This is a genomic window from Nocardia sp. CNY236 (assembly GCF_000482385.1).
In the GTDB taxonomy this organism is placed as follows: Bacteria; Actinomycetota; Actinomycetes; order Mycobacteriales; family Mycobacteriaceae; genus Nocardia.
Genome location: NZ_AXVD01000022.1, coordinates 57,742 through 79,620, shown reverse-complemented (window position 1 = coordinate 79,620; position 21,879 = coordinate 57,742). Strand labels below are relative to the sequence as shown.

Sequence of the window (21,879 nt, the reverse complement as noted above, 5' to 3'; positions counted from 1 at the left end):
GGCAGACGACTACCGAGAGACCTCGAACACGATCATCGAGCAGGCTATAGGCTCGCGATCGTGGGAGTACCAACTGCAGTGCCGCTTTCGACAGCATCGGGGCCGGACACCGGATGGCCGAATCGCGCTGAACAGGCCCGCTTGCACTACATCTCCGGCAAGGGGGGCACGGGCAAGTCGACAGTCGCGGCGGCACTGGCACTGACGCTCGCGGCAGGTGGGCGGCGAGTGCTGTTGGTCGAAGTGGAGAGTCGACAGTCGATCGCACAGTTGTTCGACCTACCTCCCTTGCCGCCGACCGAGACCCGTATCGCCACCGCCGACGGTGGCGGCGAGGTGGTCGCGCTGGCGCTGGATATCGAGCACGCTTTCCTCGAGTACCTGGATATGTTCTACAACTTGGGCTTCGCCGGCCGAGCCATGCGCAGGATGGGAGCCATCGAGTTCGTCACCACGATCGCCCCCGGTCTGCGCGATGTCATCCTGACCGGCAAGATCAAAGAGTGCGTAGTCCGTGTGGACAAGTTCGGCAAGCGGGTCTACGACGAGGTCGTGGTCGATGCCCCGCCGACCGGACGGATAACCAGCTTCCTCGATGTCACCAAGGCCATGGCCGAGGTGGCCAAGGGCGGGCCGATCGCCTCCCAGGCCGAGGGTGTGTCGAAGCTGTTGCATTCCGACCAGACCATGATTCACCTGGTTACGCTGCTGGAAGCGCTGCCCGTGCAGGAGACGGCCGACGCGATCGCCGAACTCGATGCCGCCGACCTGCGCATCGGCACGGTAATCGTGAACCGGGCGACCGAAAGCATGCTGCCACCCGCGCTGCGTGCCCGGGCGGCTCGAGGTGACCTGGATACCGATGCCATTCGCGCTGGCCTGGGCACCGCAGGCATCGTAGTGTCCGAGAGCGATTTCCAGGGCCTGCTCACCGAAACCATCGAACACTCGGCCACACTGCAGGCACAAGAACTCAGTGCCGAAGAATTGGCCGAGGTCGATGTCTCTCGGTTGTATCTGCCCTCTCTGCCGGACGGAATGGACCTGGGTGGTCTCTACGAACTAGCCGAATATCTCAGCGTGCAGGGAGTCCGATGAGCACTCGCAGTCGTCCCCCGGCCACCTCGCTGGAAGTCTCGCGAATCATTGCCGACCCTTCTGCCCGCGTCGTGGTCTGCTGCGGCTCGGGCGGCGTCGGCAAGACGACGACCGCCGCCGCCATCGCGCTGCGCGCAGCCGAACACGGGCGCAAGGTGGTGGTGCTCACCATCGATCCCGCGCGCAGACTTGCTCAATCCCTCGGTGTTGCCGATCTCGACAACAACCCGCAACGGGTGGCCCTGGAAGTCGAGGCCAAGGGCGAGTTGTACGCGATGATGCTCAATATGCGTCGTACGTTCGACGACATGGTGCTCGAACACACCAGCGCGCAGAAGGCCGAACAGATCTTCGCCAACCCTTTCTATCAAGCTGTCGCCTCGTCCTTCAGCGGTACACAGGAATACATGGCGATGGAGAAGCTGGGCCAACTCGCTGCGCGAGGCGAGTGGGACCTGATCGTGGTCGACACACCGCCCTCCCGAAACGCCCTCGACTTCTTGGACGCGCCCAAGCGTCTGGGCAACTTCCTCAATGGCCGTATGATCCGATTGATCATGACGCCGGGCCGGGGCGTGACCCGATTCGTGACCGGTGCGATGAGCCTGGCACTGCGCGGGGTGTCCACCGTGGTCGGCGGGCAAATGCTCAAGGATGCGTCGAACTTCCTGCAGTCGTTGGAGTCGCTGTTCGGTGGCTTTCAAGAGCGGGCAGATCGCACCTACGCGATGCTGTCGCGACCGGGCACGCACTTCCTGGTCGTAGCGGTACCCGAACCAGACGCGCTACGGGAGGCCTCTTTCTTCGTCGATCGACTGTCCACCGAGCGCATGCCGCTGGCGGGGCTCGTCCTGAACCGGACGCATCCGGTGCTCAGCTCGCTGTCTGCAGATCACGCACTCACGGCGGCCGACCATCTCACGACATCGGATCCACTCACCGCGGCGGTCTTGCGGGTGCACGCTCAGCGCGTCGCAACGCACAAGCGAGAGCAGCATCTGCTGCATCGATTCTCGGGAGCGCACCCACGCGTCCCGGTCATCTCGGTCACCGCGCTTCCTTTCGAAGTATCCGATCTGGAGGCGCTGCGAGCCGTCGGTGAACAACTCACTTCCACCCCACACGTGATCGCCTGACCTGGCAGGTAAGGGCCCGTCTCGGGCTTTCCGCTGCGGCCCCCGAGGTCGACCACGGCCCTTCGGCCGCCGTAATGGGCGAACCACCTGCCCAACATGAAACCGAGCCCGCGGGTGCGAGCTCTGTCTCATGTCGACCGGACTACATCGCCACTTGGTGCTGGCGCTGGGCCTGGAAGAAATCGGCCCACGAGGTGACTTCCGGGTGCTGCTTCAACAGTGCGCGTCGTTGCCGTTCCGTCATGCCGCCCCACACACCGAACTCGACGCGATTGTCCAGCGCATCGGCGCCGCACTGCATGAGGACCGGGCAGTGCCGACAGATCGTCGCCGCCTTGCGCTGCGCGGCGCCACGAACGAACAACTGATCGGGATCTACTTCCTTGCATCGAGCCTGGGCTACCCAGGCGATCCTTGCTTCGGCCTGCTCCACGTCCAATCGAGCGATGGGGGTTGTCATGTGCATTTGGTGTGCCCCTTTGCAGTCCGAACACCGAGTCGACGGCGCTCCAGAATCGCGTTGCCACCACGCAGCACCTGTTCCCCGCTGCGAAGTGCACCACATTCCACTTTGAGTGTTAGCTCTATCACACTGGGTTCTCAATCTAGGTAAAGGTATGGCGCTTGCGCAAGACCGTCCGGAAATTTTTTGGTACGTCCGTCCCTGCGCAACCCGCTGGGCCAACGGGATCTCCCCAGGCCATCCCGCGAAACGCGCGCCGCCGCGACCGACCGTTTGCAGGTTCGGACAAATGCCGCCGACGAGACTCCGATCCCACCCCTTAGTCTTGATCGGTGCCGATCACACATTCGCTCGCTCGGCTGGCCGGCAGCTGCGCGCTGGCCGCGGTGCTCGTCGCCGGGCTGCTGTTCCCGCTCGCCGGCGGTTTCGGGTTCGTCTCCAACCGTGCCGCGGACGCCGTCGACAATGTCGCCGCGGAACTTGTCGAGGGAACGACTCCCGCGGTCTCGACCATGGTCGACGCCGCGGGCAATCCGATCGCTTGGCTATACGAGCAGCGCCGCTTCGAGGTCCCCAGCGACAAGATCTCCAACGACATGAAACTGGCGATCGTCTCCATCGAGGACCGGCGCTTCGCCGAGCACGTGGGTGTCGACTGGCAGGGCACGCTGCGCGCGTTCCTGACCAATACCTCGAGTGGCGAAGTCCAACAAGGCGCGTCGACGATCAATCAGCAGTATGTGAAGAACTACCAGCTGCTCGTGATCGCCAAAACGGATGCCGAGCGCCGTGCTGCCACAGAGGTCACCAACGCACGCAAGATCCGCGAGATTCGGATGGCACTCACGCTGGACCGTGAGTTGACCAAAGACGAGATACTCACCCGCTACCTCAACTTGGTCCCCTACGGTAACTCCTCCTATGGCATCCAGGACGCCGCGCAGACCTACTTCGGTGTCGACGCAGCCGACCTCGACGTCACGCAGTCGGCCATGCTGGCGGGAATCGTGCAGAGCCAGTCGAAACTGAATCCGTACACCAATCCCGACGGCGTGCTGACCAGGCGCAACACGGTCCTGGACACCATGATCGAAAACATCCCCAGCCGCGCCGACGAGTTCCGCGCGGCCAAGAACGAGCCACTCGGCGTGCTACCGGAGCCCAAGGGGTTGCCGCGCGGGTGTATCGCGGCCGATGATCGTGGCTTCTTCTGCGACTATGCCCTGCAGTATCTCGCCAATGCCGGTATCGGTCGGGAGCAGATCGACAAGGGCGGATATTTGATCAAGACCACCCTCGATCCCGCGGTGCAGGACTCGGTCAAGCGAGCAGTGACCGAGGCGGCCGACTCCAACCTGAACAACATCGCCGAGGTCATGTCGGTGATCGCGCCGGGACAGGATTCGCATCCGGTGGTTGCGATGGCCAGCAGTCGCACCTACGGCTTGAACCAAGACGCCGACGAGACCGTCCAGCCGCAGCCGTACTCCATCGTCGGTGACGGCGCCGGCTCCGTCTTCAAGCTCTTCACCACCGCGGCGGCCATGGAAAAGGGCCTCGGCATCAGTGCCCAACTCGATGTACCGGGCCGGTTCGAAGCCAAAGGAATGGGAAACGGCGGCGCCCGCGGGTGTCCGCCGGCGACCTACTGCGTCGAGAACGCGGGCAGCTACAAGTCACCGATGTCGGTGACCGAAGCTTTGGCCACGTCACCGAACACAGCGTTCGTCAAACTCATCCAAGACGTCGGAGTCACGCCGACCGTGGACATGGCGGTTCGGCTCGGGATGCGCTCGTATACCGAACCGGGCACCTCTGGCCACGGCAACCAGAGCCTGGCCGACATGATCAAGGAGCAGAACCTCGGCTCGTTCACCCTGGGTCCCGTCGCGATCAACCCGCTCGAATTGTCCAACGTCGCCGCGACGCTGGCTTCCGACGGCAAGTGGTGCCCGCCGAATCCGATCGCCGAGGTCATCGACCGCCACGGCAAACCGGTCCCGCTGACTCAGCAGGCGTGCGAACAAGTCGTCGAGCCCGGTTTGGCGAACACCCTCGCCAATGCGATGAGCAAGGACGACACCGCGGGCACGGCGGCGGGAGCCGCCCGATCACAGGGGTGGAACTTCCCGATGTCCGGCAAAACCGGCACCACCGAAAGTCACCGCTCTTCGGCCTTCCTCGGCTTCACCGATTCCTTGGCCGCGGCGTCCTACGTCTACGGAGACACCCGGACGCCCGGTGAGATCTGCTCGTTCCCGCTGCGCAACTGTGGTAGCGGCAACCTGTTCGGCGGCAACGAACCGGCGCGGACCTGGTTCAGTGCGATCAAACCGGTGATCTCGCTGTTTCCGCCGCCGGCGCTACCGCCGCCGAACGACAAGTATGTCCGTGGCGCACACAATGCCCAGGTGCCCGAGGTCGCGGGAATGACCCGGTCCAAAGCCACTGCCGCGTTGACCGCTGCAGGCTTTCGCGTGTCATCGATCACCGGCCCCGGCTCACAGCCCAAGGGCACCGTGATGGGCACCACACCGAACGGCTCGGCAGTGCCCGGTTCGGTGATCACGCTCTACGTCAGCGACGGCACGGTGCGCACCACTCCCGACCCGGCTGCACCGCCCACGCCGTCGCCGTCGCCACCGCCCCTGCCGCGGCTACCACCGATCCCGATCCCGATCCCACTACCCCGCTGAGCAGCGCTGGGGGCGGCCGAACGAGCGCGTTCGACCGCCTCCAGCGCGATCTTGCACTACAAGCGCGCTTTCACCGCAGCCGAAATGCGCGAACCATCGGCCTTGCCTGCCGCCAGCCCGGTCGCGATCTTCATGACCCGACCCATCTGCCGCATACTCGGCGGCTCACCGGTTTCCTCGGCAACACGAGCGATCGCAGTCTCCGCAAGATCGGCGACCTCGGCATCGGTCAATGGGGTCGGCAGATACTCCTCGATGACCCGTGCCTCGGCGCGTTCGTTCGCCGCTAATTCGCCGCGTCCGGCCTGCGCATAAACTTCGGCCGATTCGGCGCGCTTCTTCGATTCCTTCTGCAACACCGCGACGACCTCGTCATCGGTGAGCTCTCGGGCCTGGGAGCCGGCAACTTCGGCGGTCTGGATGGCCGACAACAACATCCGCAACGTGGACAAGCGCTGCGAGTCCTTGGCTTTCATCGCGGCGGTCAGGTCCGAGCGCAACTGCGATTTGAGTTCCGACATGGCGCCACGGTAGCCGGTCGGGTACGACGGCCCCACTACATTCTTTCGGTGCCGCCCGATTCCCGGCCCACGCGCTGTGTGCGCATTCACACTCGGCACTCCTAGGCGAGGTCACCTATGCTGGGCAAATGCCAGTCATCTCGACCTCTGTCGTACGCACGGCCGCGCTAGGGGCCGCCGCAGCCGGAATCGGCTACGCCTCGCTGGTCGAACGCAACGCCTTCGTTCTACGAGAGACGACCATGCCGGTGCTGGCCCCGGGATCGTCGTCGCTGCGGGTGCTCCACCTCAGCGACCTGCACATGATGCCCGGCCAAAAGCTCAAACAACAGTGGTTGCGGGAGCTCGATCGCCTCGAGCCGGACCTGGTGATCGATACCGGCGACAATCTGTCACACCAGAAGTCGGTCCCCGCAGTCGTGCAAGCCCTGGGCGGGTTGCTTTCCCGTCCCGGGCTGTTCGTGTTCGGTAGCAACGACTACTTCGCGCCGGTGGCGAAGAACCCGATGAAGTACTTCAAGAGCAACCACCGCCGCACCCACGGCGCACCACTACCGTGGAAGGATCTGCGCGCTGTGTTCACCGAGCGTGGTTGGCTCGACTTGACCCATGTACGCCGCGACCTCGAAGTAGCCGGCATCCGAATCGCCACTGCCGGGGTCGATGACGCGCATCTTCGGCGAGACCGCTACGACACGATCGCAGGTCTCCCGAATCCAGCGGCCGACCTGCGAATCGGTCTCACGCATTCACCCGAACCACGAGTACTGGACCGCTTTGCGACCGACGGCTACGACCTGGTGCTTGCCGGCCACACGCACGGTGGACAGGTATGTCTACCCGGCTACGGAGCACTCGTCACCAATTGCGGAATCGATCGGTCCCGAGTGAAGGGTTCATCGAAATGGGGCGAGCACACCCGATTGCACGTCTCCGCGGGGCTGGGCACGTCACCGTGGGCGCCATACCGATTCTGTTGCCGACCGGAAGCAACCCTGTTGACCCTGGTCGCTGCTCCACCGAAGCGTCCCGGAGCCGATGAAGGCCACGGTGCTTCGAAGTCGACGGCCGTTGCTCCGTGAGATCCCGCCACACGGCTGCAGACCAGCACTGAACTGCCGGTTTAGCGACTTGCCCGACCCTGTTGTAAGCTACTGCAGGTCCGATTGACGGGGTGTGGCGCAGCTTGGTAGCGCGCTTCGTTCGGGACGAAGAGGTCGTGGGTTCAAATCCCGCCACCCCGACTCGTGTGGTTGAGACACGATGAGGCCCCTGACCATTGGGTATGGTCAGGGGCTTTTCTCGTCGGATACCTCGATTCGCCGGTCGACCACGCGCATCGTGGGCGACGACAAGGCAGCAACGCTCGCCGGTCTTGTATTCGAGAACGGTATCCGCGGTGGCCTCAGGCTCGGGTCGACTCCAGATTTGCCAGTGCGGCGCGTAGCCGGGCAGTGGCGTCGTCGGCGACCGAGTCGAACGCGGGCTGGCCGGTGACTTCGACCATGAGTTGTGGGTTCATGGCTTCGACGACGATGGTCTCGGGATCGGCGGGATCACGGCGGACCACGACATTGCAGGGCAGCAGCAGACCGATCTGGCGGTCGAGGTCGACAGCGCGGTGGGCCAGGAACGGGTTGCAGGCGCCCAGGATGCGGTAGTCCTCCATCTCGTGGCCGAGCTTGGCTTGGAGGGTGGCGCGCAGGTCGATGTCGGTGAGGATCCCGAAGCCTTGGTCTGCCAGTGCGGTGCGGGTGCGTTCGATCGCATCGTCGAAGGTGGTGTGCAGAGTTGTCGAGACAGCCAGGTCCATTGTGTGCTCCAATCCGGGTCGGTTGTCGATGCTGGGCAGGTAGGGCAGTCGGTGATGCCGAGTGGAAGGTTCGTGCGGGTGGACTCAGTGGTGAGCAAAGCTGATGGTGGGGAGCGCTCGGCGAAGCCACGCCGGCGTCCACCACGCCGCGTGTCCGGTCGAGCGCAGAATGACCGGCAGCAGGACCAGCCGGACCAGGACCGCATCCAGCACGACCGCGACGCCGAGGATGATGCCCATTTCCTCGGGGGCAGCGGGTCGGCGAGTGCGAAGGTGAAGAACACCGGTACCGCCAGCCCGACCAGGACCGCGAGCGAGGCCGCAGCGAACGGCCAGGGATGTGCGTGCAGTACCTGTCCCCAGCGTGCGAACCACAGGGAGCGATGCTGCTGACGACACGCGAAAGGCAGCGCGGCGGCGTCGACTCTGCCGCCGAGGGCGCCGAGCGTGGCCGGTAGCAAGGTGAGAGTAGCGGCCAGGACGAACACCACCGCGAGCATGATCCCGACCGCCATCGTTCCGACTGCGGGCGCCGGCACGACCAGCACTGCCGACAGGCTGACCACCACGGTCAACCCCGACAACAGCACCGCCTTGCCGGCAGTGTCCATGGCTTCGGCCACCGCGGCACGGGAATCGCCGGCGCGGGTGAGCGCATCGCGGAAACGAGTGCACGGTGTCGTCGCCTACAGGTTCGAGTTCGGTCAGCGCCGTATTCGTCTTCACCGATCCTCCTCATATACCCCCTGGGGTATATAGCCGTTCGAGGTCGACTATACCCCAGGGGGCATATTGTCCGATGGACCGCGGACCTGGATCACCCTCGGGGCGAACTCGGTAGACTCGACAAACGGTGACGCGGGAGAATTCTGCGGTTGGAAGTGGGTGGATATCGGTGGCGCCGCAGTCGACGACCGACCCGGAAGTACCGCCGGTGGACCTCGGTGATCTTCGACTGTTCACAGTGCTGGCCGAAGAGTTGCACTTCGGCCGCGCAGCAGCCCGGCTACATCTGAGCCAGCCCGGCCTGAGCTACCGAGTCAAAGCCCTGGAGGATGCTCTGGGGTATCAGGTGCTGGCACGCAATCGGCGCGGCGTGCGGTTGACTCCCGCTGGGGAGGTTCTCCTGGCGGGAGCCAGGCGACTACTCGGCGAGGCACACCGGGTGGTCGACGATGGTGGCCGAGTCGCTCGAGGTGAACTTGCCACGGTGCGAGTCGGGTTCGTCGGCTCGGCCTTGTACGGTCTGCTTCCTGCCGTGCTGCGCGCAACGAAACACCGGTTTCCGGAACTGCAGGTCAGCGTGGCCGAACACAAGACCACCGACCAGGTACGGCTGCTGCAACTCGGTCGACTGGACCTCGGCTTGGTGCACCTTCCAGTCGATCCGGGCGCGGGAGTGGACACCATCCCAGTGCTCGACGACCCGGTCGGGATCGCGGTACCGGCCGTGCATCCGCTGGCCCAGACCACCGGACCGGTCTCGTTGGCAGACCTCGCCGGCGAGGCTTTCGTGCTGTTCCCCCGCGAACTCGAGCCGCAGACCTACGACCGATATACCGATGCCTGTGTCGCGGCCGGGTTCGCCCCGCGGATCGTCCACGAAGCTACTGGCCTGCAAACCATTCTCGCGCTGGTGGCCGCCGGCCTCGGAGTGGCGTTCGTGGCCCACTCCGTAGCCGACAACCTCTCCCGCGCCGGAGTCGCTTTCCGCCCCTTGTCGAACCCGGCGCCACGGTTGGTGACCGGCCCGGCTCGACTCTCCGGAAGCAACCACCCCGGCGCCGACCTGCTCCGCCAGATAATCCTGGAGGTTACCTCGGCTTATCGGCCAGACCGATCACAGAACTCGAAACTTGTATTGGACGGATAACAGCTGCGGTTCGTAGCGTTGCGAAGCATGAACATCACCAACTCCGTAGTCCTGCTCACCGGCGCCAACCGCGGTCTCGGCCGTGCCCTGCTCGACGCACTGCTCGACCGTGGCGCACAGCGGGTGTACGCAGTGGCCCGAGACCCCCTCACGGTGACCGGCCTCGACGAGCGCGTCGTTCCGATCCGGTTGAATCTGACCGCGGCCGGCGACATCGCCGGCGCGCCGGTACAGGCACCGGACGTAGATCTCTTGGTGAACAACGCCGGTACCTCCCGGTTTGCCGGCCCCCTGGCCGCCGACCGCGAATCGCTCGCCGAGGAGATCGCGACGAACTACCTCGGAACAGTCGACCTGATCCGCGCATTCACTCCAGTGATCGACTCAGTCGGCGGCGGCGCAATCGTGAACGTGCTGTCTCTCCTGGCACTGGCAAGCTCCCCATCCATGGCGGGCTACTCCGCGTCCAAAGCTGCCCTGCACTCCTACACACAGGCCATTCGCCCTGAGCTGCGCAGGCGGGGCATCGCGGTACACGGGGTGTACCCAGGCGGGATCGACACCGACATGCTCGCCGGCTACGACGTACCGAAAGCCGTCCCGCGCATGGTGGCCGAAGAAATTCTCGATGGCATCATCGCCGACCACGACGACATCTTCCCCGACCCCACTGCGCGCGAGATGTCCATGGTGTGGCGGACCGACCCCAAGTCCTTCGAACTCGCGTTCTCTGGAGAAGCTCAGTGACCCCGACGACCCCGACAACCATGGCCCACCCGCGGGTCGCTGTAATCGGTGTCGGCGCGATGGGCAGCCGCATCGCGGCGAATCTCCTCGCCGCCGGCTATCCGGTCATCGTGACCAACCGTTCGCCCGGCCCAGTCGAGCGACTCACAGCCGAGGGGGCACGCGCAGCGCAGACTCCCGCCGAGGCTGCCGCCCACGCCGATGCACTCATGGTCACGGTCTCCGACGACATCGCAGCCCGGGAGGTATGGCATCACCCCGCTAACGGAATCTTCGCCGGCGCGCGCCGGAATCTGCTGTCCATCGAGGCGAGCACGCTCTCGCCTGCCTGCATCCGAGACCTCGCCGCGCGAGCCCATCGGCACGGGCTTCGTTTCCTGGAAGCACCCATGATCGGTTCCCGTCCGCAAGTCGAGGCTCGGGCCCTGATCCACCTCACAGCCGGCTCGCCGGAGGTCCACGCCGACGCACGCCCGATCTTGACCGCCAGCGCCACTCGCCTCCATCACATCGGCGCCGAGCACGGCAGCGCGGCAACCCTCAAATTGATCGTCAATGCACTTATGGCAAGTCAGGTCGCCACAATTGCCGAACTGCTCGCTCTCGCCGGCCGGGTTGGGCTCGACAGTGCCTCGACAACGGCAGTGCTCGCATCACTTCCGGTGACGAGCCCAGCCGCCGCACGAGCGATCGACCTCATCGCTGCGAGTGATTTTTCGCCGAACTTTCCGGTCCGCCTCGTCACAAAGGACCTGGGCTATCTCACCGCCATCGCCGAAGATTGTTCTGGCCACGCACCGATGACCCGCGCTGCACTGGCCGGATATCACCAGACCTCAGCTGCCGGGCACGACAACTGGGACCTCACCGCAATCGCGACGATCCACGAACACGATGCGACCGGCTCACGACTCGGCCACCACTGAATCCTCTAGTTCTAAACAGAATCGCCCCCTAATTCTGGAGTCACATCGTGCCGCATCACATGCACACACTTCTCGAGCAGGACCCGAGATTCGGCGAATCCAAGGCATTTTCGATCTCATGATCGATGTCGCGCCGATCCACCAGCGAAAACCCTGCTACATTTCGTATTCCAAACAATGCGCATCGGATTGTTCATCGCGCCAGGCTCGGCCGGTCCACGCCCGAGCTTCGCCGGGAACGAGTTGGAGGTGAAAGTCCGGCCCACCGTGCCGCTCGCCACGTTCGGGTCGATTGTGTTGGGTAATGGTACAGACGTAGTTTCCATTGGGCAGATCGATGCCGGTGCCGCACGTCTCTTTGTCGACGTCGACGGGTTCGTCCTTGTGTATGGCAGCCGCGGCCAACACTTCCCAGCTGACCACGACCAGTTCTCCGCCGCTCACGGAAATAGGACCCGATGTCTGCCGGGTGATGGGCCACCGAGGATCTACCGGAGAGGCCGATAGGTCTATCCGCCAGGAATGTTCGGCACCGGTTCCCCACAGCAGCAGGGTGCGGCGACCCATCTCGGATCGGAAATGGTCGGAAATCGCTTTCCACGACCAGGCATCGTCCACGAACGACGTGTAGGTGTGCGGATCGACGATGCCGAGTACACAGGAGTCGTCGGTTATCCCGTTGATCTGATGGGGAAGCTGCGCCATGCGAACCAACCTACTAGCAGCTTCCCCAGTTCGACGGTCGACGAGAACTTTTCGTCTGCCAAGCGCCCGAGGCTGCAATCGGCAATTCCCGACCCGATCGTGGTGACAAACGCCGGCGCTCGCTGGTCGGTGCCAACAAACCATTCCAGCGACAGGCGTCTTCCGGTAGACGGGCATACCATCACCGAAGAACACGACCACAATCGACGAAAGGTCGACACATGGGGGAACCTAACGCCGACAACCACGTCCACAAACCACTGTCCGGAAAAACCGCGCTGGTCACCATGGCCTATACCGGAATCGGAAAATCGGCCGCGAAGGCTTTGGCCGCGCAAGGGGCGCAGGTCGTGGTTCACCATCCACACTTCCCGGAGCCGGCGGCGGACGTGATCGAGGACATCGAAGCCGCCGGCGGCACTGCGGTCGGGCTCGCCGCGGACATCGACGACCGCGCCGAATACGACGAGCTGGTGCGCGTGCTGCTCGACGACTGTGGTGGCTGGGACCTGTTGATCAACACTGTCTCGATCACCGATACCGAACCATTCGCCCAGATCACCTCGGACGAGGTCGATCTGGCTTTCGGCGCGACGGTCAAGGGCGTCTTCCACGGGATGCAACTGGCCGGGCGACACCTGGCCGACGACGGCCGGATCGTCACTCTGTGCCACTCCACCGCATCCAACGATGTGCTCTACGAGACCACTCGCGGCGCCGTCGAACATCTGGGACGCGTGCTGGCACCACATTTCGCCACCCGGCGAATCACGGTCAACACGGTCAGCCGTGGAAGAGGACCGACCGAGAACATCGAACACGATGCGACCCTGGCAGCGCTGAAATCCGCCGGACTTCTGGCAATACTCACCTATCTTTCCGAGAGCTCCGCCGCAACGATCACCGCTCGAACCATCCGCGTGGACGGCGGTGAGTAGACCGGACCTGCGTGCAGACTCACGCGGTTGCCTTTCGTGCGGGTCGGCGCTCCGACCCGCACGAGCGGCCGCTATGCGACGATAATGCCACCGTAGGAAGCGAAGCCCTGGCCCATCGTCCCGCAGCTGAAACTACCTCGGTAGCCGATTTGGCAGGACGCCCCCGCATGCTCGATGATCGGACCCCACTGGCTCGAACCGGTCTGCACGTGATAGATGCTGGGATTCCCACCGGCCAGGGTGTATCGCCGCACCGGGTCGAACGTGGGATGTGCGGGCAACCAAGGTTGATCGATCACCATTTCGCTCACTGCCATCGGCATGGGGACATAGACGTTGCCGACGTAGTAACTCAACTGCACCGGACTGGCGAAGTTACATCCGACCGCCCCGTTCCCGAAGATTGCGCAGTGTGTACTGCCCACTGAGAAAAAGACGGTATCCGTTGCCGCCTCAGCCGTTCCGATCGCGACGACCGGCGCCGCGGCCGCGGCGGCGAGTGCTCCGGCGAACTTTGTGCTGCGCTTCATATCATCTCCTTGGTGAGCTGTATGGACTGCCGAACGCCGGCTCTGCCGAGCCGCCATCGGATTCTGCTTCACACCATCGCATACCCGGCCGACCTGGTCGAAGCATGTCGCCTCGAGCAGGTCGGTGAGCAGACGCTTACACAGCCATTACGTACGGACATACCACCGACACGCGAGGTCAATAGCGTATACAAACATGTCGACCCGGGTGTCCACTCTGGCGGATGCGGCAGGAAAACCCCTGCGCGACGTGGTGTATGCAGCCCTGCGCAGCGAACTCATGAACGGGAGCATCAAGTTCGGCGAGCGGCTGACCGAGCCGAAGCTCTCAGCGCGCTTCGGCATTTCACGCACGCCGATCCGCGAAGCACTGACAGTCTTGTGTTCCGACGGTCTGCTGCGGCGCGAGGATTACGGATTCAGCCCGGTGCGGCCGAGCATTCCACTGATCCGTGACCTGTACGAGGTCCGAATCACTTTGGAATTGGGCGGCTTACAGCGGGTGATGACCAATCCCGACGTCACCCACGACCTGGAGTCGCTGGCGGCCGAACGCGACGCATGGCTCGAATTGCGCGCCGATCCCCCCGAACAAGAACCCGGTTTCGTGGTGCGCGACGAAGAGTTCCATGTCGCGCTGCTCAGCGCGGCGGGCAACACCGAAATGGTACGCGCCTTGCGTGCGGTCAATTCTCGTATTCGCCATGTGCGGATGTACGACTTCATGGTCAACAATCGGATCGAGACCACGATCGCCGAACACCTCGGCATTCTCGACGCAGTATTGTCCGACGACCTGTCCCTGGCCTATCGGCTCCTCCACACTCATATCGGCGAATCATTGGACGTCGTGCTCGAACGGGTCACTCGCGCAATCACCGCCATGTCGCTGGCCACGGACTGACCTCGGCCACGGACCAGCAGGAAGTCGCAGCCGGGATGGAATTCGATACCGTGCTCGTCGCCAATCGTGGCGAGATCGCCTGTCGCATCATACGCACAGCCGAAGCCCTCGGCCTCGAGACGGTCGCCGTCTACTCCGATGCCGATGTCGGTGCGGCGCATGTCGAAAACGCACACACGGCGGTCTATCTGGGACCGAGCCCTGCAATGGAGTCGTACCTGCGCATCGACCGGTTGCTGGAGGCGGCGTTGGCAACCGGTGCAGGAGCCATTCATCCCGGCTATGGATTTCTCTCCGAAAATCCCGAATTCGCCGAGGCGGCGATGGCCGAAGGGATTGCCTTCGTCGGCCCCACTCCGCACCAGCTTCGCGTCTTCGGAGACAAACACACTGCACGGGCAGCAGCGCAGGCTGCCGACGTTCCGCTGATGTCGGGAAGCGGCCTGCTCGACTCGGTCGAACACGCGGTGGCGCAGGCGGAGCAGATCGGTTTTCCGGTCATGGTGAAGGCGGTCGGCGGTGGCGGCGGCATCGGGATGCAGGCGTGCTTCGGGCCGGACGAAGTCCGGACCGCCTATCAGCGGGTGCAGCGTATGGCGGTTGCGAGTTTCGGTTCGACCGGAGTGTTCGTCGAGCGCTTCGTCACGCGCGCGAGGCATATCGAGGTGCAGGTGTTCGGCGATGGTTGCGGCCGAGTCGTCAGCCTCGGCACCCGAGACTGCTCGCTGCAACGCCGGAACCAGAAAGTGATCGAAGAGGCGCCCGCCCCGAGCCTTGCCCCGAACCTGATGCAGAACATGCTCACCGCGTCCCGAAGACTCGCTCGGTCGGTCGACTATCGTTCCGTGGGGACGGCCGAATTCCTCTACGACCTCGACACCGGCGAGGCCTCCTTTCTGGAGATGAACACTCGCCTGCAGGTCGAACACCCTGTCACCGAGGCGATCACTGGCGTCGACTTGGTCGAATGGATGCTGCGGCTGGCCGGCGGCGATAGGTCGATGCTGGATGGACAGCCCGAGGACGGCCCACCGGTCACCGGCCACGCTGTCGAAGCTCGCGTCTATGCGGAGGATCCCGGCCACGACTACCGCCCCAGTGCAGGTCTGGTCACCACCGCGCGGTTTGCGGCCGGCGCCCGAGTCGACACCTGGATCGACACTGGTACGGACGTGAGTTCGTACTACGACCCGCTGCTGGCCAAGGTGGTCTGTTCCGGGGCCAGTCGCGCAGATGCGTTCGCGGCCTTACACACCGCACTCGTCGGCACCCGGATCTACGGCCTGCAGACGAACCTCCCGCAATTGCGTCGGGCGGCGAGCGAGGCCCGTGTGCTGCGCACCGAACATACGACCACCACACTCGCCGAAATTCGCCCAGAGGGAGGGCGCATCGACGTTCTGCGTGGTGGGACGATGACCACGGTGCAGGACCATCCCGGCCGAATCGGTCTGTGGAGCGTCGGTATCCCGCCCTCTGGTCCGATGGACGACCGGTCGTTCGCTCTCGCCAACACCGCGGTGGGCAATCCGGCCGGCCTGGCTGCGCTCGAATGCACCCTGTTGGGCCCACAACTACGTTTCTCCGACGACACAATCGTTTGCCTCACCGGTGCGTCGGCGCCGGTGACCCTCGACGGCGACGCGGTGGTCATGTGGGAGCCGATCACCGTACCGGCGGACGCCGTATTGGATATCGGCGCACCGGTCGACACCGGGCTGCGCACCTATCTCGCGATACGCGGCGGCATCGACGCACCGCTGTTTCACGGCAGCGCGGCAACCTTCACCCTCGGCGGTTTCGGCGGTATCACCGGCAAAGCAGTCGCGACCGGCGACGTACTGGGCATCACCTCGGGCACCGAGGACACGCTCGGCCCTCCCACAGCGATACCACCGAGCGACCGACCGGAATTCACGCATCGCTGGCAACTGGCGGCCGGGGTTGGACCGCAGACTTCACCGGCGTATTTCACCGACGCCGACATGGTCGAGTTCTTCACCCATCACTGGCGCGTCGGCAGCCACGCCAACCGCACCGGCATTCGACTGGAAGGGCCGAAGCCGACCTGGTCACGCAGCGACGGCGGAGAGGCCGGGCTGCACCCGTCCAACCTGCACGACAATCCCTACAGTGTCGGCGCCCTGAATCTCTCTGGCGACACGCCCATTCTGCTGGGTCCGGACGGTCCGAGTCTGGGCGGCTTCGCCTGCCCACTCACCGTGGTGTCCGCACACCGCTGGCGTCTCGGTCAGATCCGCCCCGGTGACACCGTGACGTTCGTGCCAGTGGACGACGAACAAGCACGAAAGCTGCGCGCGAGGACATGGCACGACACACCCGATCTGGTGCTCGATCGGCAGGCGGCCCTGCGCGATCGCGGCATCCTCGCCGAGATCGCGACGTCGACCGACCGGCCACAGGTGCGCTACCTCCGTGGCGGAGACGACAACATCTTGGTCGAATACGGCGAGATGGTCCTCGACCTCGGATTGCGAATGCGAGTGCACACCTTGGCCGAAGCGCTCGCCGACGCGATGCTTCCCGGCGTGATCGACGTGACACCGGGCGTCCGATCCCTGCACATCCACTTCGATCCCGAGATTCTGCCGCAAGACCGGTTGCTCGGTACGCTGACCGACCTGGAACTCGAACTGCCCGCCACCACCGACTTGGTCGTGCCCAGCCGCGTCATCCGGCTACCCCTGTCGTTCGACGACCCTTCGATCGGGAGAGCGATCGATCGCTACCGCAGTGGCGTACGCGACACCGCTCCCTGGCTGCCGTCGAATATCGAGTTCATTCGTCGGGTCAACGGGCTCGCCAGTATCGAGGACGTACGTTCCACCGTCTTCGATGCAGAATATCTGGTGCTGGGCCTCGGTGACGTGTATCTCGGTGCACCGCTGGCGATTCCGCTGGATCCACGACATCGCCTGATCACCACCAAATACAACCCTGCGCGCACGTGGACCCCCGCCGACGCCGTCGGCATCGGCGGCAAGTACCTGTGCGTCTACGGAATGGCCTCACCGGGCGGCTACCAGTTGATCGGCCGCACGGTGCCGATCTGGTCGAGCTACCGGCAGTCCGCCCCATTCGAACCCGGGAAACCGTGGTTGTTCCGATTTTTCGATCGCATCGTGTGGGAGCCGGTCAGCGCGGAGCAACTGCTCGACCATCGGGCCGCCGCCGAAGCCGGCCGATTCGACGCTGCGATAGTGGAGGGACGCTTCGCGCTGGCCGATCACATGCAGCTGTTGCAGGCCGAAGCCGGCTCCATCGCCGAGTTCGAGTCCACCCAAGCCGCGGCCTTCGAGACCGAAAAAGCCGCCTGGCGGGCAGCCGGCGAATTCGAGCACATCGCTGCCGCACCGGTCGCGACGCCGACCGACGATCCGCTGTCCGATCTGCCCACCGGTGCGACCGTGGTGCGCGCGCCCATGGTGGGCAACGTATGGCGGATGGAAGTCACGGTTGGACAGCGAATCACCGCCGGCGATCCCGTCGCGGTCCTGGAGGCGATGAAGCTCGAATTGCCGATACCGAGCCCCACGCGGGGCACTGTATTGAAGGTGGTTACTGCTTCCGGAGCCAAAGTGGAACCGGGTACGCCCCTGGCAGTGATCGGAGTCGACTGAATGGCGCATCGCGTCCCTGGCAGCGCGGCCGGTAGCGACCCCATCGAACGGGTTGCGGCCGCGTACCGGCGAATCGCCGAGGTGGATCGCCCCGAAGTGTGGATCGCACTACGGTCGGAGGCGGAGGTCACCGCCGAGGCTGGTGCGCTGGCCCGCCGACTCGAAGCCGGCGAGCGCCTCCCCCTGGCGGGGCAATTGGTGGCGGTGAAAGACAACATCGACGTCGCCGGTCTTCCGACAACGGCGGCGTGCCCGGAGTTCTCTTACCACCCGACCGAGACGGCGGCCGCAGTAGGACGCCTGATCGCAGCAGGTGCGCTCGTGCTGGGCAAGACCAACCTCGACCAATTCGCCACGGGTCTGGTCGGTACCCGAAGCCCGTATGGCGTGGTACGCCACGCCTTCGACCCGCGGCTGGTGTCCGGCGGCTCCAGTTCCGGTTCGGCGGTGGCGGTAGCGCTCGAGATCGCCGACATCGGCATCGGCACCGACACAGCGGGGTCGGGCCGGGTACCCGCCGCGCTGCACGGGATCGTCGGCATCAAAGCAACGCTCGGCATCGTTCCGGTGCACGGCACCGTGCCCGCATGCGCCGACTACGATACGGTGACGGTTCTCGCCGCCCGACTGGAGGTGGCCGTGGCAGCCGCTGCAGTGATGGCGGGACCGGAATCACGGGACCCGCGCAGCCGAACGTGGCCCACGAACGTCCGACTGGCAGCCCCGCACACCCCCCGGGTCGCCGTGCCACGCGTCGAAGATCTGGCCGCGCTCGATGCGACGTATCGCGAAGCGTTCGCCCAGACGGTCGCCCACGCCGCAGATACCGGAGTCAAGCTCGAAGAGATCGATATCTCCGTCTTGCTGAACGCCGCGCTACTTCTCTATGACGGCGCGATCGTCGCAGAACGTTTCGCGTCGGTCGGCGCGTTCCTCGATACCGCGCCTGCAGGCGCCGACCCCACGGTTGCCGCCATCATCCGCGCGGCATGTGATCGCAGTGGTCCAGAGTTCGCCGCCGACCTCGACGCCGTGGCTCGGGCCAAGGCGACCGCAACCGGTCTACTGCAGGGATTCGACGCCCTTCTGCTACCGACGACGACCGAGCATCCCAGCATTGCCGCGGTGCACGAAGACCCGGTCGTGATCAATCGACGGATGGGTACCTACACCAACTTCTGCAACCTTCTGGACATGGCCGCCATCGCAGTTCCGGGCGCCCGCACCGCCGAGGGTGCGCCATTCGGAGTCATGCTGGTCACGCCGGCTTTCGCCGATCAGGTGGCTGTCGACCTGGCCGCACGCCTGCTCGGCATCGAACACGCGCCGTTGCTGGTCGACAGCGGCATCGACCTCGCCGTCTTCGGTGCCCACCTGCGCGGACAACCGCTGCATTGGCAACTCGAGCAGTTCGGCGGACGGTTCGTCGGCGAGATCCGAACGACCGATGCCTACCGCCTCACTGCACTGGACACCACACCGCCCGAACCCGGTTTGGTGCGCCACGGCCCTGGCCAGGGCGCACCCATCATCGGCGAGTTGTTCCGTCTCGGTGTGGCCGGGCTGGGCGGCCTCCTTGCCGACCTCCGGGCTCCCATGGCAATGACCAGTGTCGAACTGGACGATGGACGCGCCGTCGTCGGCTTCACGTGCACCTACGACGCTGTACGCACCGCCACGGACATCACGGCCTACCGCAGCTGGAACACCTATCTGCGGCTGCGCAGCCGACGCTGAGACAGTCGGTCAATCGATCACGGTGTGCTCGTCGAGGACGAACGGCAGCACGAAGGTGCGCAGCATCGCCCGTTCCTCGTCTTCGTTCGAGCCGGGCAGAGTCAGCAGAGACACCACCGCGCGCACAACCCACCGGCCGACACGTCCCGCCGCGGGAGCGGACAAACCGGGACGGAATCTCGCAACGAAGTTCGCTGCCAGCGCGTCGACCACACCCGGCGAATTCGCCAGTTGGGCGACGATTCCCGCATTGGCCGGCTCGAACCAGACAGCCAGGTGCGGCGTCTTGCGCACTTCGGCGAGGACCGCGGTCAGCTGGTCGAGCAACTGTTGCGCCGGGGAGCGGTCCACCGAGACCTCGCGATCGCGCCATATCCGCTCGATCAGGGCACGCGTCTCACGCCCGGCGAAAGCCACGTACAGCGCCTGCCGATTCTCGAAGTATCGGTACAGTGTGGCCCTGGAACAGCCTGCGGCCTCTGCGACCTCGGTCATTCCGACGCCACTGACACCGTGGTCGATGAACACTGTGCGGACCGCATCGAGGATGCGCTCTGCGGCCAGTTCGGCGCGGCCGCCGGCCAGCCAATCACTGTTCACGCCGCGCACCGGAACGGCACGCGAATCGGCCGCCGCACGTATGGACCGGTCGCGTATTCGACTGCATCGATATCGACCACGTAGTCGGGAAAACGACCGAGTAGTTCCTCGAGCGCGACCCGTGCCTGCATCCGCGCAGCGGCCGCACCGAGACAGTGGTGCGGGCCGTGCCCGAACGTAAGGATGCGCTGCGGATTCCGACCGATATCGAGGGTGGCGGCATCCGTGCCGAACGCTTGCTCGTCTCGATTGGCGGAACCGAATACCAACAGCACCTTACGGCCAGCGGGCACCGTCTTCCCGGCCAGTTCGACATCACGAGTCACTGTGCGTGCCAGCCCCTGTACCGGCGAAGTCAGTCGAGCGAACTCCGTCACGGCATCCCGGATTCGCCCCCGGTCGGCCACGAGTGCGGCGCGCTGGTCCGGGTGTTGCTGCAGCAATTGCACAGCGCCACCCAGTAGTCCGGTGGTGGTGTCGTTTCCGCCCGCGACCATGGTCCATGTGTAGGCAAGGATTTGGATCATTCCGCGCTCATCCGCGTCGTCTGCGGCCATGCCCGCCTGCACCAGCAGTGACACGGTGTCGGTGCCAGGGTCGGCGCGGCGACGTTTGATCAACTCGGCGAAGTACCCCATCATCTCAGCGGATGCGGCGTGAGCCCGCGTGTTCGACCGGTCGATACTGCCCGCGACCACGGCGTCGGTCCAGCTGTCGAACCTGTCTCGATCCTGGGCAGGCACGCCGAGATAGTGGGCTACCACCATACTCGGCAGCGGCTTGAACAACTGTTCGACGATGTCGCCGCCGCCCTGAGCCGCGAGGGCGTCCAACCGATCTCGGACGAACCTGCGCACCACCGGCTCTACCTCCTCGACCTGACGCGGCGTGAAGCCGTGGGCGACCAGCTTGCGAAAGTCGGTGTGCTGCGGAGGATCTTGCATCACCAATGGTGGATTGTCGGCCAAGCCGAGTTCGTCGAGCTCGCCGTATTCCACGGTCAGTCCATCACGTGAGGAGAACGTGGCACTGTCGCGCGCCGCGTTGTACACATGCTCGTGCCGAGTGAGCACCCAATAGTCGTTGTCGTGTTGTGCGGCCGGGACAACGTGGTGCACCGGATCCCACTTGCGCAGCGCGGCGTACATCTGCCAGGGAGAAGCCCAGGTAGCGCCGGAGCGAAGTTCGAATACCGGAGTCTCCCGATACGAAACTCTCTCCATGTATCGACGGTAAGACAAATTGCGAAAACTGTCTAGAACCGGACTTCGGAGGCTCCTCGGGGTGCGCCACGAGGCAGCTCGTGACGGTGTTGCGAGATCGAAATCAGAGGTAGACGTGCGCTCCGCTGTGATGGTGCGGCAAGGTGCTCCACCGGGCCGCGGATCGCGCGATGATGGAGACACGAGCGCGGCACGAGTGGGAGCGACGATGGAAACCGTAGTGGTCTGGATACTGGCCAGCTTGTTCTACTGGTGGGGACTGCTGTAGCCAGGTGAAGCCGAAGCCGGTCGGCGAACGGACCGACTCGGCATACCGCGAGGTGGCCGG

18 protein-coding genes, 1 tRNA gene and 1 pseudogene are annotated in these 21,879 nt (G+C 64.8%); 12 read left to right on the top strand and 8 right to left on the bottom strand.

Features of this window, described 5'->3' with window-relative positions; all coding sequences use genetic code 11:
- The first annotated feature begins 60 nt into the window (after positions 1–60).
- Both K940_RS0114405 and K940_RS0114400 read left to right on the top strand, forming a co-directional pair.
- Positions 61–1,098: an ArsA family ATPase gene (locus K940_RS0114405; protein ID WP_369797508.1), complete on the top strand. Its 1,038-nt coding sequence runs from the start codon at positions 61–63 to the stop codon at positions 1,096–1,098.
- Positions 1,095–2,234: an ArsA family ATPase gene (locus tag K940_RS0114400; protein ID WP_028478125.1), complete on the top strand. Its 1,140-nt coding sequence runs from the start codon at positions 1,095–1,097 to the stop codon at positions 2,232–2,234. Before K940_RS0114405 ends, K940_RS0114400 begins: the two co-directional genes overlap by 4 nt.
- 142 nt (positions 2,235–2,376) lie before the next feature.
- On the opposite strand, the gene K940_RS0114395 is transcribed toward K940_RS0114400, so the two are convergent.
- Positions 2,377–2,700: a WhiB family transcriptional regulator gene (locus tag K940_RS0114395; protein WP_014981178.1), complete on the bottom strand. Its 324-nt coding sequence runs from the start codon at positions 2,698–2,700 to the stop codon at positions 2,377–2,379.
- Positions 2,701–3,029: 329 nt separating this feature from the next.
- Between K940_RS0114395 and K940_RS0114390 the strand changes: the two genes are divergently transcribed.
- Positions 3,030–5,393 (top strand): penicillin-binding protein, encoded by a 2,364-nt coding sequence (locus K940_RS0114390; protein WP_028478124.1) that lies wholly within the window; start codon positions 3,030–3,032, stop codon positions 5,391–5,393.
- Positions 5,394–5,449: 56 nt separating this feature from the next.
- Here the strand turns inward: K940_RS0114390 and K940_RS0114385 are convergent, their stop codons facing one another.
- Positions 5,450–5,914, bottom strand: coding sequence for a GatB/YqeY domain-containing protein (locus tag K940_RS0114385; protein ID WP_028478123.1), 465 nt, complete (start codon positions 5,912–5,914; stop codon positions 5,450–5,452).
- A 128-nt stretch (positions 5,915–6,042) separates the two neighbouring features.
- On the opposite strand from K940_RS0114385, the gene K940_RS0114380 reads away from it, so the two are divergent.
- Together K940_RS0114380 and K940_RS0114375 are read left to right on the top strand one after the other, a co-directional pair.
- The gene (locus K940_RS0114380) at positions 6,043–6,996 is read left to right on the top strand and encodes a metallophosphoesterase (RefSeq protein ID WP_028478122.1); all 954 of its coding nucleotides are present in this window, start codon (positions 6,043–6,045) and stop codon (positions 6,994–6,996) included.
- A gap of 88 nt (positions 6,997–7,084) precedes the next feature.
- A tRNA-Pro gene (locus K940_RS0114375) sits at positions 7,085–7,158 on the top strand.
- A 161-nt stretch (positions 7,159–7,319) separates the two neighbouring features.
- Here K940_RS0114375 and K940_RS0114370 read toward each other — a convergent pair.
- On the bottom strand, positions 7,320–7,727 hold the full coding sequence (locus tag K940_RS0114370; RefSeq protein WP_028478121.1) for a DUF302 domain-containing protein: 408 nt from the start codon (positions 7,725–7,727) through the stop codon (positions 7,320–7,322).
- A gap of 84 nt (positions 7,728–7,811) precedes the next feature.
- Positions 7,812–8,395: pseudogene (locus K940_RS31645) on the bottom strand (MMPL family transporter); the annotation flags it as partial.
- Between the two features lie 227 nt (positions 8,396–8,622).
- Here K940_RS31645 and K940_RS28355 point away from each other — a divergent pair.
- Genes K940_RS28355 through K940_RS28350 form a run of 3 tightly spaced genes read left to right on the top strand, consistent with a single transcriptional unit; the run spans position 8,623 to position 11,273 of the window.
- Positions 8,623–9,600: a LysR family transcriptional regulator gene (locus K940_RS28355; protein ID WP_196812201.1), complete on the top strand. Its 978-nt coding sequence runs from the start codon at positions 8,623–8,625 to the stop codon at positions 9,598–9,600.
- A 27-nt stretch (positions 9,601–9,627) separates the two neighbouring features.
- Positions 9,628–10,347, top strand: coding sequence for an SDR family oxidoreductase (locus K940_RS0114345; RefSeq protein ID WP_028478119.1), 720 nt, complete (start codon positions 9,628–9,630; stop codon positions 10,345–10,347).
- Positions 10,344–11,273, top strand: coding sequence for an NAD(P)-dependent oxidoreductase (locus K940_RS28350; protein ID WP_051407193.1), 930 nt, complete (start codon positions 10,344–10,346; stop codon positions 11,271–11,273). The genes K940_RS0114345 and K940_RS28350 overlap by 4 nt, the downstream gene beginning before the upstream one ends.
- Before the next feature lie 156 nt (positions 11,274–11,429).
- Here the strand turns inward: K940_RS28350 and K940_RS0114335 are convergent, their stop codons facing one another.
- Positions 11,430–11,978, bottom strand: coding sequence for a hypothetical protein (locus tag K940_RS0114335; protein ID WP_028478118.1), 549 nt, complete (start codon positions 11,976–11,978; stop codon positions 11,430–11,432).
- Between the two features lie 221 nt (positions 11,979–12,199).
- Here K940_RS0114335 and K940_RS28345 point away from each other — a divergent pair, with 221 nt between their 5' ends.
- Complete coding sequence (locus K940_RS28345) at positions 12,200–12,916, top strand: SDR family NAD(P)-dependent oxidoreductase (RefSeq protein WP_051407192.1); 717 nt, start codon at positions 12,200–12,202, stop codon at positions 12,914–12,916.
- Between the two features lie 71 nt (positions 12,917–12,987).
- Here the strand turns inward: K940_RS28345 and K940_RS0114325 are convergent, their stop codons facing one another.
- Complete coding sequence (locus K940_RS0114325) at positions 12,988–13,446, bottom strand: hypothetical protein (RefSeq protein ID WP_028478117.1); 459 nt, start codon at positions 13,444–13,446, stop codon at positions 12,988–12,990.
- Between the two features lie 196 nt (positions 13,447–13,642).
- Between K940_RS0114325 and K940_RS0114320 the strand changes: the two genes are divergently transcribed.
- Genes K940_RS0114320 through atzF form a run of 3 tightly spaced genes read left to right on the top strand, consistent with a single transcriptional unit; the run spans position 13,643 to position 19,728 of the window.
- The gene (locus K940_RS0114320) at positions 13,643–14,350 is read left to right on the top strand and encodes a GntR family transcriptional regulator (protein ID WP_051407191.1); all 708 of its coding nucleotides are present in this window, start codon (positions 13,643–13,645) and stop codon (positions 14,348–14,350) included.
- 35 nt (positions 14,351–14,385) lie between these two features.
- Positions 14,386–17,991, top strand: a complete 3,606-nt coding sequence (uca, locus tag K940_RS0114315) for an urea carboxylase (protein ID WP_028478115.1) — start codon at positions 14,386–14,388, stop codon at positions 17,989–17,991.
- A complete protein-coding gene (gene atzF / locus K940_RS0114310; protein WP_028478114.1) occupies positions 17,992–19,728 on the top strand; it encodes an allophanate hydrolase in 1,737 nt (578 codons plus the stop codon). It abuts the gene before it with no gap.
- 9 nt (positions 19,729–19,737) lie between these two features.
- Here atzF and K940_RS0114305 read toward each other — a convergent pair whose 3' ends face one another.
- On the bottom strand, positions 19,738–20,328 hold the full coding sequence (locus tag K940_RS0114305) for a TetR/AcrR family transcriptional regulator (RefSeq protein WP_028478113.1): 591 nt from the start codon (positions 20,326–20,328) through the stop codon (positions 19,738–19,740).
- Positions 20,325–21,551, bottom strand: a complete 1,227-nt coding sequence (locus tag K940_RS0114300) for a cytochrome P450 (RefSeq protein WP_028478112.1) — start codon at positions 21,549–21,551, stop codon at positions 20,325–20,327. The genes K940_RS0114305 and K940_RS0114300 overlap by 4 nt, the downstream gene beginning before the upstream one ends.
- Between the last annotated feature and the right edge of the window lie 328 nt (positions 21,552–21,879).

What these genes read in the sequence shown, in the direction of transcription:
- K940_RS0114400 (WP_028478125.1), top strand. Translation starts at nt 1,095, where the DNA reads ATGAGCACTCGCAGTCGTCCCCCGGCCACCTCGCTGGAAGTCTCGCGA.
- K940_RS0114395 (WP_014981178.1), bottom strand. Translation starts at nt 2,700, where the DNA reads ATGCACATGACAACCCCCATCGCTCGATTGGACGTGGAGCAGGCCGAA.
- K940_RS0114385 (WP_028478123.1), bottom strand. Translation starts at nt 5,914, where the DNA reads ATGTCGGAACTCAAATCGCAGTTGCGCTCGGACCTGACCGCCGCGATG.
- K940_RS0114380 (WP_028478122.1), top strand. Translation starts at nt 6,043, where the DNA reads ATGCCAGTCATCTCGACCTCTGTCGTACGCACGGCCGCGCTAGGGGCC.
- K940_RS0114370 (WP_028478121.1), bottom strand. Translation starts at nt 7,727, where the DNA reads ATGGACCTGGCTGTCTCGACAACTCTGCACACCACCTTCGACGATGCG.
- K940_RS0114345 (WP_028478119.1), top strand. Translation starts at nt 9,628, where the DNA reads ATGAACATCACCAACTCCGTAGTCCTGCTCACCGGCGCCAACCGCGGT.
- K940_RS0114335 (WP_028478118.1), bottom strand. Translation starts at nt 11,978, where the DNA reads ATGGCGCAGCTTCCCCATCAGATCAACGGGATAACCGACGACTCCTGT.
- K940_RS28345 (WP_051407192.1), top strand. Translation starts at nt 12,200, where the DNA reads ATGGGGGAACCTAACGCCGACAACCACGTCCACAAACCACTGTCCGGA.
- K940_RS0114325 (WP_028478117.1), bottom strand. Translation starts at nt 13,446, where the DNA reads ATGAAGCGCAGCACAAAGTTCGCCGGAGCACTCGCCGCCGCGGCCGCG.
- K940_RS0114320 (WP_051407191.1), top strand. Translation starts at nt 13,643, where the DNA reads ATGTCGACCCGGGTGTCCACTCTGGCGGATGCGGCAGGAAAACCCCTG.
- uca (WP_028478115.1), top strand. Translation starts at nt 14,386, where the DNA reads ATGGAATTCGATACCGTGCTCGTCGCCAATCGTGGCGAGATCGCCTGT.
- atzF (WP_028478114.1), top strand. Translation starts at nt 17,992, where the DNA reads ATGGCGCATCGCGTCCCTGGCAGCGCGGCCGGTAGCGACCCCATCGAA.
- K940_RS0114300 (WP_028478112.1), bottom strand. Translation starts at nt 21,551, where the DNA reads ATGGAGAGAGTTTCGTATCGGGAGACTCCGGTATTCGAACTTCGCTCC.